17 protein-coding genes are annotated in these 13,779 nt (G+C 65.9%); 10 read left to right on the top strand and 7 right to left on the bottom strand.

Annotated elements, in window-relative coordinates; all coding sequences use genetic code 11:
- Positions 1-99 precede the first annotated feature (99 nt).
- From IGS74_RS20240 to IGS74_RS06560, 3 genes are read right to left on the bottom strand one after another with little or no spacing between them, the layout of a single operon-like run.
- Positions 100-351: a type II toxin-antitoxin system prevent-host-death family antitoxin gene (locus IGS74_RS20240; protein ID WP_246723124.1), complete on the bottom strand. Its 252-nt coding sequence runs from the start codon at positions 349-351 to the stop codon at positions 100-102.
- A gap of 24 nt (positions 352-375) precedes the next feature.
- Positions 376-771, bottom strand: a complete 396-nt coding sequence (locus IGS74_RS06565; protein WP_246723012.1) for a DoxX family membrane protein — start codon at positions 769-771, stop codon at positions 376-378.
- Positions 768-1,163, bottom strand: coding sequence for a hypothetical protein (locus IGS74_RS06560; protein WP_192390287.1), 396 nt, complete (start codon positions 1,161-1,163; stop codon positions 768-770). The genes IGS74_RS06565 and IGS74_RS06560 overlap by 4 nt, the downstream gene beginning before the upstream one ends.
- 302 nt (positions 1,164-1,465) lie before the next feature.
- Here IGS74_RS06560 and IGS74_RS06555 point away from each other — a divergent pair, with 302 nt between their 5' ends.
- Together IGS74_RS06555 and IGS74_RS06550 are read left to right on the top strand one after the other, a co-directional pair.
- Entirely contained in the window at positions 1,466-1,738 is a 273-nt protein-coding gene (locus IGS74_RS06555) for a hypothetical protein (protein ID WP_192390285.1), read from the top strand.
- Between the two features lie 198 nt (positions 1,739-1,936).
- Positions 1,937-2,650 carry a L,D-transpeptidase gene (locus IGS74_RS06550; protein ID WP_192390283.1) on the top strand — a complete coding sequence of 238 codons (714 nt, stop codon included), beginning with the start codon at positions 1,937-1,939 and terminating at the stop codon, positions 2,648-2,650.
- A gap of 23 nt (positions 2,651-2,673) precedes the next feature.
- Here IGS74_RS06550 and glcF read toward each other — a convergent pair whose 3' ends face one another.
- Genes glcF through IGS74_RS06535 form a run of 3 tightly spaced genes read right to left on the bottom strand, consistent with a single transcriptional unit; the run spans position 2,674 to position 6,738 of the window.
- The gene (gene glcF, locus IGS74_RS06545; protein WP_192390281.1) at positions 2,674-4,014 is read right to left on the bottom strand and encodes a glycolate oxidase subunit GlcF; all 1,341 of its coding nucleotides are present in this window, start codon (positions 4,012-4,014) and stop codon (positions 2,674-2,676) included.
- Between the two features lie 4 nt (positions 4,015-4,018).
- Entirely contained in the window at positions 4,019-5,236 is a 1,218-nt protein-coding gene (locus tag IGS74_RS06540) for an FAD-binding protein (RefSeq protein WP_039188675.1), read from the bottom strand.
- An 8-nt stretch (positions 5,237-5,244) separates the two neighbouring features.
- Positions 5,245-6,738, bottom strand: a complete 1,494-nt coding sequence (locus tag IGS74_RS06535) for an FAD-linked oxidase C-terminal domain-containing protein (RefSeq protein WP_039188673.1) — start codon at positions 6,736-6,738, stop codon at positions 5,245-5,247.
- A gap of 116 nt (positions 6,739-6,854) precedes the next feature.
- On the opposite strand from IGS74_RS06535, the gene IGS74_RS06530 reads away from it, so the two are divergent.
- From IGS74_RS06530 to IGS74_RS06515, 4 genes are all read left to right on the top strand, one after another.
- Positions 6,855-7,403: an O-acetyl-ADP-ribose deacetylase gene (locus tag IGS74_RS06530; protein WP_192390279.1), complete on the top strand. Its 549-nt coding sequence runs from the start codon at positions 6,855-6,857 to the stop codon at positions 7,401-7,403.
- Between the two features lie 30 nt (positions 7,404-7,433).
- On the top strand, positions 7,434-7,610 hold the full coding sequence (locus IGS74_RS06525; RefSeq protein ID WP_192390277.1) for a hypothetical protein: 177 nt from the start codon (positions 7,434-7,436) through the stop codon (positions 7,608-7,610).
- 233 nt (positions 7,611-7,843) lie between these two features.
- Positions 7,844-8,023, top strand: a complete 180-nt coding sequence (locus IGS74_RS20235) for a type II toxin-antitoxin system RelE/ParE family toxin (protein ID WP_348641887.1) — start codon at positions 7,844-7,846, stop codon at positions 8,021-8,023.
- A gap of 70 nt (positions 8,024-8,093) precedes the next feature.
- On the top strand, positions 8,094-8,348 hold the full coding sequence (locus IGS74_RS06515; protein WP_246723009.1) for a HigA family addiction module antitoxin: 255 nt from the start codon (positions 8,094-8,096) through the stop codon (positions 8,346-8,348).
- A gap of 3 nt (positions 8,349-8,351) precedes the next feature.
- On the opposite strand, the gene IGS74_RS06510 is transcribed toward IGS74_RS06515, so the two are convergent.
- Positions 8,352-9,149 (bottom strand): SDR family oxidoreductase, encoded by a 798-nt coding sequence (locus tag IGS74_RS06510; RefSeq protein ID WP_192390275.1) that lies wholly within the window; start codon positions 9,147-9,149, stop codon positions 8,352-8,354.
- Positions 9,150-9,291: 142 nt separating this feature from the next.
- On the opposite strand from IGS74_RS06510, the gene IGS74_RS06505 reads away from it, so the two are divergent.
- The 4 genes from IGS74_RS06505 (at position 9,292) to IGS74_RS06490 (ending at position 13,779) form a co-directional block, all read left to right on the top strand.
- Entirely contained in the window at positions 9,292-10,035 is a 744-nt protein-coding gene (locus IGS74_RS06505) for a 16S rRNA (uracil(1498)-N(3))-methyltransferase (protein WP_192390273.1), read from the top strand.
- 101 nt (positions 10,036-10,136) lie between these two features.
- Positions 10,137-11,510 (top strand): glutamate--cysteine ligase, encoded by a 1,374-nt coding sequence (locus IGS74_RS06500; protein WP_192390271.1) that lies wholly within the window; start codon positions 10,137-10,139, stop codon positions 11,508-11,510.
- A gap of 68 nt (positions 11,511-11,578) precedes the next feature.
- Positions 11,579-12,355 carry a hypothetical protein gene (locus IGS74_RS06495; protein WP_192390269.1) on the top strand — a complete coding sequence of 259 codons (777 nt, stop codon included), beginning with the start codon at positions 11,579-11,581 and terminating at the stop codon, positions 12,353-12,355.
- A 107-nt stretch (positions 12,356-12,462) separates the two neighbouring features.
- On the top strand, positions 12,463-13,779 hold the full coding sequence (locus IGS74_RS06490) for a hemolysin family protein (protein ID WP_039188661.1): 1,317 nt from the start codon (positions 12,463-12,465) through the stop codon (positions 13,777-13,779).

Raw genomic sequence — 13,779 nt, 5'->3', positions numbered from 1 at the left:
CGACGCATGGAGTGATCGAAGACGCGTTGATCGACGCGCCGGCTGCCATGCAAATTGCAATTATGATCTCGCCATCAGAACCAAAAATATAAACCGCGATTATTCCGGCAAACCGCCATCGTCGTAGAGGAAGTCCTGGCCGCGGGCCGCGCCCGGCCCCGCTTTGGCGGCGGGAGACGCCCGGACACTTTCGAGCAGCTTTCGTCGTGAATTGCCGCCCAATGCGACTGTGACCGGGAGCAGTCGCAAGGCAGCGTCCCTTTGTCGATTCAAACTATCGCCCGCCTCCGCTTTGTCACGTCGAACAAGCTCCGTCATTTGGCCCCTCGCACTCGTTGCACACACCTTCAGACGACCTCTTAGTCCATACCAGCATTACCTCTCCCGCACACTCCCACCAACCCAAAGACACCAAGCGATGAGGAGCGGTCGGAGCGGTAAGCGGAGGGCATGGTACGCCATCGGCAGGCCGGTGCCGCTGCGCCAGTCGATAAGCGCGTGGTAGAAATTCGCCGGCCAGACGCACAGACAATAAAGCGCAAGCGCGATGCCCGCGGCGCGGTGGAAGCGCCCCGTCAGAAGCCCGAAGGCGCCGGCAAGTTCGGCCACTCCGGTCAGTTGCACGACAAGGACAGGCGCGGGAACGATCGGCGGGACGATCCGGGCGAAAGCGTCGGCATAAGCGAAGTGCGCGATGCCCGCCAACGCGAAAAAGGCGGCGAGCAAAAGCCGCGCCGCCTTTCGCCATGCCGTTTCCGGCAGCATCGTCATCCGCAGTTGGCCGCGATGCCCTCGGCGTCGTTGGCGGCGCGCGCCGTCTGGCAAGCCGCGCTGCGCGTCAGATTGTTGATGCCCTGCCTGGCATTCTCAAGCGCCTCGGCGCCTTCCTGGCGGGCACGCTCCATGGCCGGGCCGGCGCGCTCCTGCAGGTCGCGGGCAGCCGCGCCGATGGCATCGCCCGACTGGCGGGCCGCATCCTCGATCGCCTGGCCTGCCTCACGCGCTTCCTGCTCGGCCTCAGACCGCGCAGGCGGCGGTGGCGCCGTCTCGGTGGTGGCCGCAGGCGGGGGCGGCGGGGTGCCGGCCGCGTTGTTGTTCTGGTCGTCGCCGCAGGCGGCAAGCGCCAGCGTTGCGAGCAAGGCAAAAGGCAGAAGCGTCTTCACTGGTTCTTCCATCCCCGAAAAACTCGAATCATCGGCCCATACAAAAGCCACCCCAACAGGGGCCACCGCATAACGCAGCAGCCGCGAACGGGTTGCGACATGGAGTCATCGCAACTTCTCGCTTTCCAAGACGATGGCTTATGTTCTATAAATCAATCGGCCCGATGGGGAGTTAGCGGCTCCCACACCGGGCCTAACCGTAACGCTCATTTAACCCAGGAGGTTTCGAGCATCATGGCTAATCCAGCCTCTAACATATTTCCTCCACCGTCTGCATCACCCATCGAAATCGCGATGCGGTAATGCACGTCCGGTTCAAGACCGGCGAATGGAGGCTTATCCCCGGACGTCTCATCGAGACGGAAGACGGCTATCTCCTGCCGGTGGACGCATTCACGGGCATCGCCCACAGAATCGTTCCCGAAGACCTGCTTTTCGTCGCACGCAAGCTGGTGAAAACCGCAGCCGAGCGCCGTTGGCAGATCCGCCAGTCGCAACTCAACCGGATGCGGCTTGAGCTCGCAAGGGAGTGCATCCAGCACGCCCTCGCGGATTGGGAAGTGAACTACTATTAGAGGTTGGCGGTGGGGCGGGTTCGTCCGCGCTTCCGCCCCCTCGCCAAAAATCGCGCGGGCCTTTTGGCGCAATGTGCCTTGCCGGCAACAGCCTGTCGCAATTCCGCCGAAATCCAAACTCGGCAAAGCAACTATAAGTTGATCGTCCTATTCTTGTCCCTCACGGGGCGCGCCTGCCCCTTCCATGGGGGATTGCAGATGAAGAATCTTCGCCTTGCCGGGGCCGTTCTGGTTTCGCTTGCCGCCCTCGGCAGCGCCCTGCCCGCAGCAGCACAGACCACCCGTTACTACGACCATACCGAGCAGCGCTGGGTACAGGGCGCGCGCGAAACCCGCGCCATGCCCGCGCCGGACAAGCGCTTTGCGCGCACGCCGGTGCTGATATCCACGCGTGAGAAGGTTGGCACGATCATCATCGATACCGACCGCAAGTTCCTTTACCACGTCCATGCCGACGGCAAGGCCACCCGCTACGGCGTGGGCGTCGGCAAGGAAGGATTTTCCTGGGGTGGCGCGATGAGCGTTGGCCGCAAGGCCGAGTGGCCGGGCTGGACGCCCCCTGCCCGCATGCGCGAGCGTGAGCGCGCCAAGGGCCGCATCCTGCCGGCCTACATGGAAGGCGGCCCCAACAACCCGCTGGGCGCGCGGGCCCTGTACCTGTATCGCGGCGGCAAGGATTCGCTGTTCCGCATCCACGGCACGAACCAGCCCTGGACCATCGGCCAGAACATGTCGTCCGGCTGCATCCGCATGATGAACGAGGATGTCAGCCATCTTTACGAAAACGTATCGCCCGGCACCAAGGTGGTGGTGATCGGCCCCGGCGGCGCAGGCCGCGATGCCGTCTACACAGAGAAAGCCGTGGGCCGGTACAAGCAGCCCGGCTTCCTCGCCAACATCTTCGGCGGCTGAGGCAGCAGTCCAGGCGGCGGAGCCTATTCCGCCGCCACGGCCGCCGGCTGGCCGGCCAGCTTTTCGGGCCGCGCGCCGCCATAGGCCCAATCCAGCAATTCCACCGTATGCAGGATCGGGATGCCCGTGCCCGAGCCGATCTGCGTCATGCAGCCGATATTGCCGGTTGCTATCAGGTCCGGCGCGACGCTTTCGATATTGCGCACCTTGCGGTCCCGCAGCCGCGCCGAAATCTCCGGCTGCAGCATGTTGTAGGTGCCGGCCGAGCCGCAGCACAAATGCCCTTCCGGCACATCGCGCACGATATAGCCGGCCTTTTTCAAAAGCTCTTTCGGCGCCCTGGTGATGCGCTGCCCATGCTGCATCGAGCAGGCCGAGTGATAGGCCACCACCGCGCTGCCGGGCCTCGCCGGGGCCGGCAGGTCGAGCGTGGCTAGAAACTCCGTCACGTCCTTGGCCAGCGCGGAAACGGCCTTCGCCTTGTCGGCATAGGCCGGGTCCAGCCGCAGCATGTGGCCGTAATCCTTGATGGTCGTGCCGCAGCCCGACGTGGTGACGATGATGGCGTCCAGCCCGCCCTCGCCCATGGCACGCGTCCACGCGTCCACATTGCGGCGGGCGGAGGCCAGCGCCTCGTCCTCGCGGCCCATATGGTGGGTCAGCGATCCGCAGCAGCCCTCGCCGCGCGGTATCACCACCTCGACGCCCAGCCGGTTCAGAAGGCGCGTGGTGGCGGCGTTGATGCCGGGGTCCAGCACCGATTGCGCGCAACCCGACAGCAGCGCCACACGCTTGCCATGCGCCGGGCCGCTGGCCGCACCCTCGGCCCGCATGCCCGGGGCCTGGCCGGGCGCGGCCGCAGGCACCGATGTCGGCGCAAGGCGCAGCATGGCGGCCAGCGGGCGCAGCGGCCCGGCCTTGTCCAGAAGGGACGCGAAGGGCCGGCCAAGGGCGGCCAGCTTCAGCGCGGCGCGGAAGCGCGCCGGATAGGGCAGCACCTTGGCCAGCATGGCGCGGATGAGCCTGTCGGGCAGCGGGCGGCGGTAGGTTTCCTCGATATGGGCGCGGGCATGGTCCACCAGATGCATGTAATTGACGCCCGAAGGGCAGGTCGTCATGCAGGACAGGCAGGACAGGCAGCGGTCGATATGGGTGACGATCTGCGTATCGGCGGGGCGGCCGTTTTCCAGCATATCCTTGATGAGGTAAATGCGCCCCCGCGGACTGTCGAGCTCGTTCCCCAGGGTGACATAGGTGGGGCACGTCGCGGTGCAGAAGCCGCAATGCACGCACTTGCGGATGATTTCTTCCGAATGCGCGACATCGGGGTTGGCAAGCTGCGCCAGAGAAAAATGTGTCTGCATGGCGTCAGCCCATCCTGCCGGGGTTGAGAATGGATTGCGGGTCGAACTGCGCGCGCAGCCTTTGCGACAGCGCCGCAAGCGCCGGTGGCTGCGGCTGGAAGACGGGCGTCGACAGGCGCTCGTCCAGCCCGGCCCGCACCAGTGTCGCGTGGCCGCCGCCATGCTGCGCGATCACGGCGCGGATCCGCTCCGCCTCCACCCCGTGCTCGAGCCGCAGGAAGATCAGCCCGCATTGCCAATCGTACAGTGCATCCGCCGCCATGTGCATGCGCAGCGCCATGACGATCTCCGGTCCGCGCGTCGGCGTCACGGACAGCCGCCACACGGCGCGGTGGTCGGGCCCGGCAAAGGGCGCCACATCGCGCACCTGCCGCCACAACAACCGGGATTCGTCCCGCTCCAGCCGCTCCACGGCGCCGACCCGCTCCATCGCCTGGGCCAGATGCCCGGCCCGCGCCGCAACGGATGGGCCGAAGCCTTCCAGCCGCACCAATGTCGCCGCCTGCTTGCCGAAGCGCCCGTCCAGAACGCCGGCCGCAACCCCGTAGGGCAGATGCGCCGCGCCGGACGCCTCGGCCGACGAGCCCATGGCAGCCGACAGCGCGCCAGCGGCCTCGTCGTCCTGCAGGTTGCGCAGAACCAGTGTCGTTTCGGTCTCCGCGTCCGGCATCACCTTGATGGTGATATCGGTCAGGATGGACAGCGTGCCCCACGCCCCCGTCATGCCCTTCGACAGGTCGTAGCCCGTCACGTTCTTCACCACGCGCCCGCCGGCGCGGTAGATTTCGCCCCGGCCCGAAACGGCGGCGATCCCTAATATATGGTCGCGCGCCGCGCCCTGCTTGATGCGGCGCGGGCCCGAAAGGTTGCACGAAATGGTGCCGCCCAGCGTGCCCTCTCCCGCCGGCTGGCCAAGCAGCGGCCCGTAATCGATGGGCTCGAACTCCAGCCGCTGGCCGCGCGCCTGCAAGGCGGCTTCGATCTCGGCCATGGGCGTGCCGGCCCTTGCCGACAGCACCAGCTCTTCCGGCTCGTAAAGGGTGATGCCCGAAAGCCCCGCCGTCGACAGCGTCGCCGCGGCCTGCACCGGCTTGCCGATGGCGGCCTTGCTGCCGGTGCCTTCCACCGCCAGCGGCGCGGCGTCGGCCAAAGCGGCCTGCACGGCATCGCGCACGCCTTCGGCCGTGTCGGGGCGAATGATCTTGCGTTGCGTGTTCAGCATGGGCTCGGTCAAAATCTTGGCAGGTCGGGAAAGGGCACCTGGCCCCGGTGCACATGCATGCGGCCCAGTTCGGCGCAGCGGTGCAGCACGGGAAAGACCTTGCCGGGGTTAAGAAGATGCTTGTCGTCGAAGGCGCATTTGACGCGCTGCTGGTGGCGCAGATCGTCCTCGCCGAACATCTCGGGCATCAGGTCGCGCTTTTCTATGCCGACGCCATGCTCGCCCGTCAGGACGCCGCCCACCTCCACGCACAGGCGCAGGATGTCGGCACCGAAATCCTCGGCGCGCTGCAGCTCGTCGTCCTTCGACGCATCGTACAGGATCAGCGGGTGCAGGTTGCCGTCGCCGGCATGGAACACATTGGCGACGCGCAGCCGGTACTTATCCGAAAGCGCCTTCATGCCGGCCAGCACGCGCGGCAGTTCCTTGCGCGGGATGGTGCCGTCCATGCACAGATAGTCGGGCGAAATGCGCCCCACGGCGGGGAAGGCCGCCTTGCGCCCGGCCCAGAAGGCGGCGCGTTCTTCCGCCGATTGCGACACGCGCGCCGTGGTGGCGCCATTGGCCCGGGCAATGGCCTCCACCTCCTGCAGCAGATGGCTGCATTCCGCCTCGGGGCCATCCAGCTCGACGATCAGCAGCGCCTCCACGTCCAGCGGGTAGCCGGCATGGACGAAATCTTCCGCCGCATGGATGGCCGGCCTGTCCATCATCTCCATGCCGCCGGGGATGATGCCCTTGGCGATGATGGCCGCAACGGCGGCGCCCGCTTCTTCGCTGGTCGGAAAGCCGATCAGCACGGCGCGCGCCGTTTCCGGCGCCTGCAATATGCGCACGGTGACTTCCGTTACCACGCCCAGAAGCCCTTCCGAGCCCGTCATCAGCCCGATCAGGTCATAGCCCTCGCTGTCGAGATGCTTGCCGCCGAGCCGGATTACCTCGCCCTCGATGGTCACGAACTCGATCCCCAGGAGGTTGTTGGCGGTAAGCCCGTATTTCAGGCAATGCACCCCGCCCGAATTTTCGGCGACGTTGCCGCCGATGGAACAGGCGATCTGCGAAGACGGGTCCGGCGCGTAGTAGAAGCCGGCATGCTCGACCGCGCGGGTGATGCCGAGATTGGTGACACCCGGCTGCACGACGGCGCAGCGATTGTCGAAATCCACTTCCAGGATGCGGTTGAAGCGCGACAGGACCAGCAGCACACCGTCCTCCAGCGGCAGCGCCCCGCCTGACAGTGAGGTGCCGGAGCCGCGCGGCACCACCTTGATGCCCTCGCCATGGCAATATTTCAGCACGGCGGCCACCTGCTCCACCGTCTCCGGCAGCACCACGACAAGCGGCAACTGGCGATAGGCCGTCAGCGCGTCGGTCTCGAAGACGCGCATCTCGTTGGTCGCGTCGACGACGCCCTCGCCCGGCACGATCGCCCGCAGCGCGGCCACGATGGCCTCCCGTCGCGACAGGACCTCCCGGTCCGGCTTCGGCATGGCTATGGTCATGACGCTCCCGACCTCCCATTTCTTCACTACCCTGGAATGCACCTAAAGAAGGACCGAGAGCAAGTCCACGCTTGCCGCGGTGCCAAGCATGTGAGGACGCACAAGGGAGAAGGGTCATGAAGACGACACGCAACGGGACCGGGATCGAGGTTCTCGTCGGGGATATTACGCAACTCTCGGTGGATGCCATCGTCAACGCGGCGAATGAAAGCCTCCTGGGTGGCGGTGGCGTGGACGGCGCCATCCACCGTGCGGCCGGGCCCGAGCTTCTGGAAGAATGCCGCAGCATCGGCGGCTGTCCCACGGGCGAGGCCCGCATCACCTTCGGCTACCGCCTGCCCGCGCGCCGTGTGGTCCACACCGTGGGGCCGGTGTGGCACGGCGGCGGACACGGCGAGCCGCAGCTCCTGGCCAATGCCTATCGCAACGCCTTCACGCTGGCCCGGCAAAACGGGGTACGCAGCATCGCGTTTCCATCCATCTCGACGGGCATCTACGGCTATCCCAAGGATGACGCTGCCAGGATTGCCGTACAGGCCTGCCTGGAAGCGGCGGATGGCGGCGGCTTTACCCGCATCGTGCTCTGCGCCTTCTCGCAGGCGGACGCCGACAGGCTGGGTGCGGCGTTGGCGGCGGGAACGGGGGCGTCCAACGGCCGTTCCTGACCCAAAGGCAAAATCCAGAGGGAGTGCACTATGAGCGAAGTCAACCGCGTGGAGCGCGAGACGGAAGAGGAAAACCGCTTCCGCAGCGACAAGGTGGAGCGCGAAACCCCATCGAAAGACAGTGACGGCGAGGAAGCCTGCCTTGACGACGCGCTGGAAGATACCTTTCCGGCATCCGACCCGGTACCACCCAAAAGCGTCGAGTAACCACCCGGCCCTGCCCCTGTGGCGGGGCAGCGGCGTCGTCCAGATACAGCTTAGCGGTAAACTGCGTTGCGGCAGCGGCGTCTACGTGATTTACGTCTGACGTAAGGCGTAAGTCTGACTAAATGCTCTTATGATCCTGAGCTACAGAGACAGGCGAACGGTAGATTTTGCCGCCGGCGTAAACATTCGCGTTCCAGAGCTTCGAGCGGCAGGCATGGAAACGGCTGGAGATATTGGATGCGGCCATCAGTCTGGCGGAGTTGGGTCAACTGCCCAGCAACAGGTTAGAGGGTTTGAAGGGCGGGCGCTCGGGCCAATTCTCTATTCGCATCAATCCGAAATGGCGGATTTGTTTCGAATGGCCTGCGGACTCAACCGGGCCATCGATGGTCGAAATCGTCGATTATCATTAAGGAGCGGCATCATGGCTCGTCCACCGATACACCAGGCGAACTACTTGCCGACGAATTGAACGAGCTTGGAGTGTCCGCGAGCGAGTTGTCGCGGCAGCTCGATGTTCCGACAAACCGGATTACGCAGATCATCAAGGGGCAGCGCGGCATCTCTGGTGATACCGCACTGCGACTTGGACACTGGTTCGGGACAAGCGCACAATTCTGGCTCAACCTGCAGAGCTCATATGACATCCGCATGGCCGAGAATGCCGTCGGAAGCGAGATTGCGGCGCTTCCGACGCGTCTTAGTGGCGAAGGCCGGGAGCCATCCCGCCTTGGTTGACCGCTAGCTCTGGATCGCCATCACCGACCCGCCGTCGACGCGCAGATTGGCGCCGTTGATGAAGGACGCCCGGTCCGACACCAGAAGGGCGATGGCGGCGGCGACCTCTTCCGGCTTGCCACGCCGCTTCTGGACGATGCCGGGGCGCTCCTCGTCCAGGAAGGTGCGCACAGCCTCGTCGAAGGTGATGTTCATCTCTTCCGCGCGCTTCTTCATCATGCCGTCCGTCATCGGCGTCTCGATGAAGGCGGGCGCCACCGTGTTGCACAGGACGCCGTTTGCGGCCTCCCTGTAGGACAGCCCCTTGATGAACGCGGCCAGCGCGGCCTTGGCGGAGTTGTAGGTGGCCTCTTCCCAATAGGGCTGGACGGCATTTTCCGATGTGATGCATACGAACCGGCCCCAGCCGCCCTGCCGCATCTGCGGGATCGCCGCCCGGCCCATGCGCACGGCCGACATGAAGTCGATGTCCCAGGCTTCCCGGTACTCCTCGTCGCTCACCTCCAGCGGATCGCCCTTGCCGCCGGTAATGCCGGACGTGTGAACGACGATGTCGACGGTGCCGAACGTTTCGATGGTCCGCGCCACGAGTGCGTCGACATCGGCCTGGCTGGTCACGTCCGCCGCGACGGCCAGCGTATCGCCGCCGATGATTCCGGCAGCGTCGTCGACATCCGGTTGTTTCCTGTCGGACAGGACCAGCTTGACCCCTTCGAGGGCCAGAAGCTTCGCCGTGGCGAAGCCTATGCCGCCCGAGCCGCCGGTGATGATGGCGACCCGCCCACTGATTCCGAGATCCATGAAGTCCATCTCCTCGAGGCCCGACCTTGAAGGCGACCGCGTTTCCGATTGAACCGGTTCCGACGTAGCCCTTATGTGCGCATGGAAACGAGGCGGACGGCGATTCGGTTTCTGTCCTGCGACAAGAGTTCTGGAGGTGGCCATGCCGGACTATGATTTCAGGGCCCCGCGCCTTCATGTGGGGGACGCCCTCACCGACGGTGCGGTGGTGGTTGCGACGCCGGAACAAGCCAACTACCTGGCGAACGTCATGCGGCTCGGCGCCGGCGACACGGTGCTGCTGTTCAACGGGCGCGACGGCGAATGGCTGGCGCGGCTGGCCCCCGTTTCGAAGAAGAAGCTCGATCTGGAGGTCCAGCGGTCGACCCGGCCGCAGACGCCGACACCCGACCTGCACTACCTGTTCGCGCCGCTGAAGAGCGCACGCCTGGATTACATGGTGCAGAAGGCGGTGGAGATGGGCGCCGGCGTATTGCAACCTGTGATGACGCAGCATTGCCAGGCGCCGCGTATCAAGCTCGACCGCATGCGCGCCAACGCCATCGAGGCGGCAGAGCAATGCGGCATCCTGTCCGTCGCGGAGTGTCGCGACATGGTACGGCTGCCCCGGCTTCTGGAAGACTGGGATACCGGCCGCCAGCTCATTTTCTGCGACGAGCGGGCCGATGAGGCCGGCGTACTGGACATTCTGTCGCCGCTGGCGGGCCGGCCGCTGGCCCTGCTGATCGGCCCGGAGGGTGGCTTTTCCGCCGACGAGCGCTCGATGTTGATGCAAGCGCCCTTCGTGACGGCAATCCCCCTCGGCCCGCGCATCCTGCGCGCCGATACGGCGGCCGTGGCGGCGATGGCCGTGGTGCAGGCGGCGGCCGGTGACTGGCGGACATGATGCCCTTGCGTTGCGATCGGCACTTGCGTCAGGGCCGGTCCGGGCAATAGACAGCCTGAGTAACCATAGACCGCCTGCGGCGGACAGCGGACTGGAAAGCCATGGCGCGCGACACGACCGATTTGACGCCGATCGACAGCGTCGATGACCTGACCCTCTACATGAAGGGCGGGGAAAAGCCCAAGGCGCAGTTCCGCATCGGCACCGAGCACGAAAAGTTCGGCTTCTATGCCGATACGCTGGCGCCCGTTCCCTACGAGGGAGAGCGCGGCATACGGAGCCTCCTGGAGGGGATGCAGACGTTGTCCGGCTGGGAAGCCATCACCGACGACGGCCGCATCATCGGTCTTGCGGGCGCCTCCGGCCAGGGGGCGATCTCGCTGGAGCCGGGTGGACAGTTCGAGCTTTCCGGCGCGCCGGTGGAGACCATCCACCAGACCTGCCGCGAATCGAATGCCCATCTGGCGGATGTACGCAAGGTGGCCAAGGGTCTCGGTATCGAGTTCCTGGGCATGGGCTCCAGCCCGCTGTGGACGCTGGCCGAGACGCCCATCATGCCGAAGTCGCGATACGACATCATGCGCAACTACATGCCGAAGGTCGGCACGCGCGGGCTGGACATGATGTTCCGCACCTGCACCATCCAGGTCAATCTGGACTTCGCCGACGAAGCCGACATGCGCCGCAAGATGCAGATCGGCATGAAGCTGCAGCCCGTGGCCACGGCGCTCTTTGCCAATTCGCCCTTCACCGAAGGCAAGCCCAACGGCCTCGTCTCGTGGCGCTCGGATGTCTGGCGCGATGTCGACAACCAGCGATCCGGCCTGCTGCCCTTCGTCTTCGAACCCGGCTTCACCTATCGCGATTACGTGGAATGGGCGCTTGATGTGCCGATGTACTTCGTGATGCGCGACGGCGTCTATCACGACGCCACGGACATCACCTTCCGGCAGTTCCTGGATGGGGCCTTCAAGGGCCGCGTCGCGGATGCGACACCCAACATGGGCGACTGGACCAACCATCTGTCCACCCTCTTTCCGGATGTCCGGCTGAAGCGCTTCATCGAGATGCGCGGCGCCGATGGCGGTCCGTGGCGGCGCATCTGCGCCCTGCCCGCGCTGTGGGTGGGCCTCCTCTATGACGAGGCCGCAATGGCCGAGGCGGAGGCGCTCTGCGCCGACTGGACCTTCGAGGAGGTCTCCGCGATGCGCGAGGCGGTGCCGACGACCGGCTTCGCGACAGGGTTCCGCGATGCCAGCGTGCTGGAGCTTTCGCGCGCGGTGGTGGCCATCGCGCGCAAGGGCCTGAAGGCCCGCGCCCGGATGAACGAGGAAGGCAACGACGAAAGCCACTTCCTGGCGCCACTGGAAGAAGTCGTGGCCCGTGGCACCACCTCGGCGGAGGAACTGGTGCGCCTGTACGATACGCAATGGGACCGCTCGATGGCCAAGGTTTTCGCCCATTTGGCCTATTGATTGCGCTTGCCTCTTGGCAGCGATGACGTTTGGCCCCATGCTTATGGGCCGATGAGCGGAAAAGGACGATGAACGGTTTTGCCGACTGGCTTGCGGCCACGGCCCAGATGCAGCAGGCGATGCAAGGGCTCCAGGCGCAGTTTCGCCTGAGCGAGCACGAAATGCGCGAGGCGACGGACGCCCTCGCGCCCGCCTTTCTGCTGGGCCTCCGCCGACTGCAGGCCAACCAGGCCGCTTTCGCCGACATGATGGCGAAGGTCTCCTTGCTGCCGACCGATAGTCGAGCCGCGGGCAACACGGCCATGAAGGGCCTGTTCGGGCCCTCGGGCCTGGCCGATGCGGTCGCGCGGCAGGCATCCATGGTCAGCGGGCTCGCGCCGGACACGCTGATGAAGATGATGCCGACGCTGTCCGCCATGACGCTCGAGGCGTTCATGCACAATGCCGCCGGCCGCCCCGACCGTCAGCCCCTGCCCTCCGATAGCGCGGGTGTCTGGATGGCGGAGGTGATGCGGCGTTCGGCCAATGCGATGGAGGCTTTCAGCCGCCCGTCCGGCCGGGACGCCGCGCCCGATCCCGCCGCGGCCATGACCCGTCTTTTCGCCGACGCGTTCAAGGGCTTTCCCTGGCCTTTCCCCGTGGATCCGGCACAACCGGCCGAGGCCGCCACGGCCGAGGATCCGAGGCGGCAGCCGCCGGTACCGACCGAGCGACAGCGCACGCCCATCGACATGGCCTTCGACATGATGGCCAGCGGCCGCGAGATGCAGGCCGGATACTGGCGCGACATGATGGCCGTCTTCGACCGGCACCCGCCTTCCCGCAGGCCGGGAAAGAGCCGATGAACCCCGACCCTACCACGCCGGCCCTGCCGGCGCGCCACTTCTCGTTCTCTCTGGGCCATGCGCCCTTCCTGGGCCGTTGCGCCCGCTAAAAAGGTTCCCCGAGCCGGATGCTTGTCTTCAACGCAGTCATTGTCATCTTTCTTATTTTTCTGAATGGCTTCTTCGCCATGTCCGAACTGGCCGTCGTCTCCGCCCGCCGCGGCCGCCTGCAGCAGATGGCGCAGGAGGGCAGCAAGGGTGCAGCCCGCGCGCTGAAGCTGGTGGACGATCCCACGAGCTTCCTGTCCACGGTCCAGGTGGGCATCACCCTCGTCGGCATCTTCGCGGGCGCCTTCGGCGCCTCGGCCTTTGCCGGCCCGCTGGCCGAGATCCTCGATCCGCTGCCCGTCGTCGGCGCCTATGCGCAGGGTACGGCCTTTGCCGTCGTGGTCGTCATCATCACCTACCTGTCGCTGATCCTCGGCGAGCTGGTCCCCAAGCGGTTCGCCCTGACGCATTCGGAGCGGATCGCCTCCTTCGTCGCGCCCTTCATGCTGCTGCTCGCCCGGATCGGCGCGCCGATCGTCTGGTTCCTGCGCATATCGACGGAAACCGTCTCGCGCCTCGTCGGCGTGTCCAGCACGGCCGAGAACACGGTGACCGAGGAAGAGGTCAAGGCAATGATCGCCGAAGGCACGCAGAGCGGCGTCTTCGAGCCGAAGGAACGGGAGATGATCGAGGGCGTGCTGCGCATCGCCGACAGGACGGCCCGCTCCGTCATGGTGCCGCGCCCCGACGTGTTCTGGGTGTCCATCGAGGACGAGCCTACCGCCGTGCTGGACGAGATCCGCACGAGCGGCCATTCCCGCATACCGGTGGCGGGTGAAAACCCCGATGACATCATCGGCGTGGTGCAGGCAAAGGACTTGCTGGACCAGTTCCGCGAATCCGGCGGCATCGACGTGCGTGCCGCGCTGCGCGAGCCGCTCTACGTCAACGAGGCGATGCCGGTGCTGAAGCTTCTGGACAGGTTCCAGTCCGCCTCCACGCACATGGCCGTTGTGCTGGACGAGTACGGCTCCTTCGAAGGCGTCGTCACGCCCACCGACATCCTGGCTTCCATCGCCGGCGCACTGCCGGAGGGCATCGAGGAAGAGCACGGCGTGACGCGGCGGGCCGACGGCTCGTGGCTGGTCGACGCCGGCATGACGGTCGACAATGTCGAGCGCGCCCTCGTCCAGCTCACCTTCCCGAGGGATCGCGACTACGAGACGCTGGCCGGCTTCATCCTGGACGAAATCGGACATATCCCCGAAGTCGGGGAAGTGCTGACCTACCAGGACTGGACCTTCGAGATCGTCGACATGGACGGTCGCCGCATCGACAAGGTTCTGGCGACGCACCAGCCGGCGCATCCCGTGGGCGGCGAGATGTCCGAATTCTAA

Source organism: Aureimonas sp. OT7, from assembly GCF_014844055.1.
GTDB classification, from domain to species: Bacteria; Pseudomonadota; Alphaproteobacteria; order Rhizobiales; family Rhizobiaceae; genus Aureimonas; species Aureimonas altamirensis_A.
This window is presented reverse-complemented; position numbering and strand designations above follow the sequence as displayed.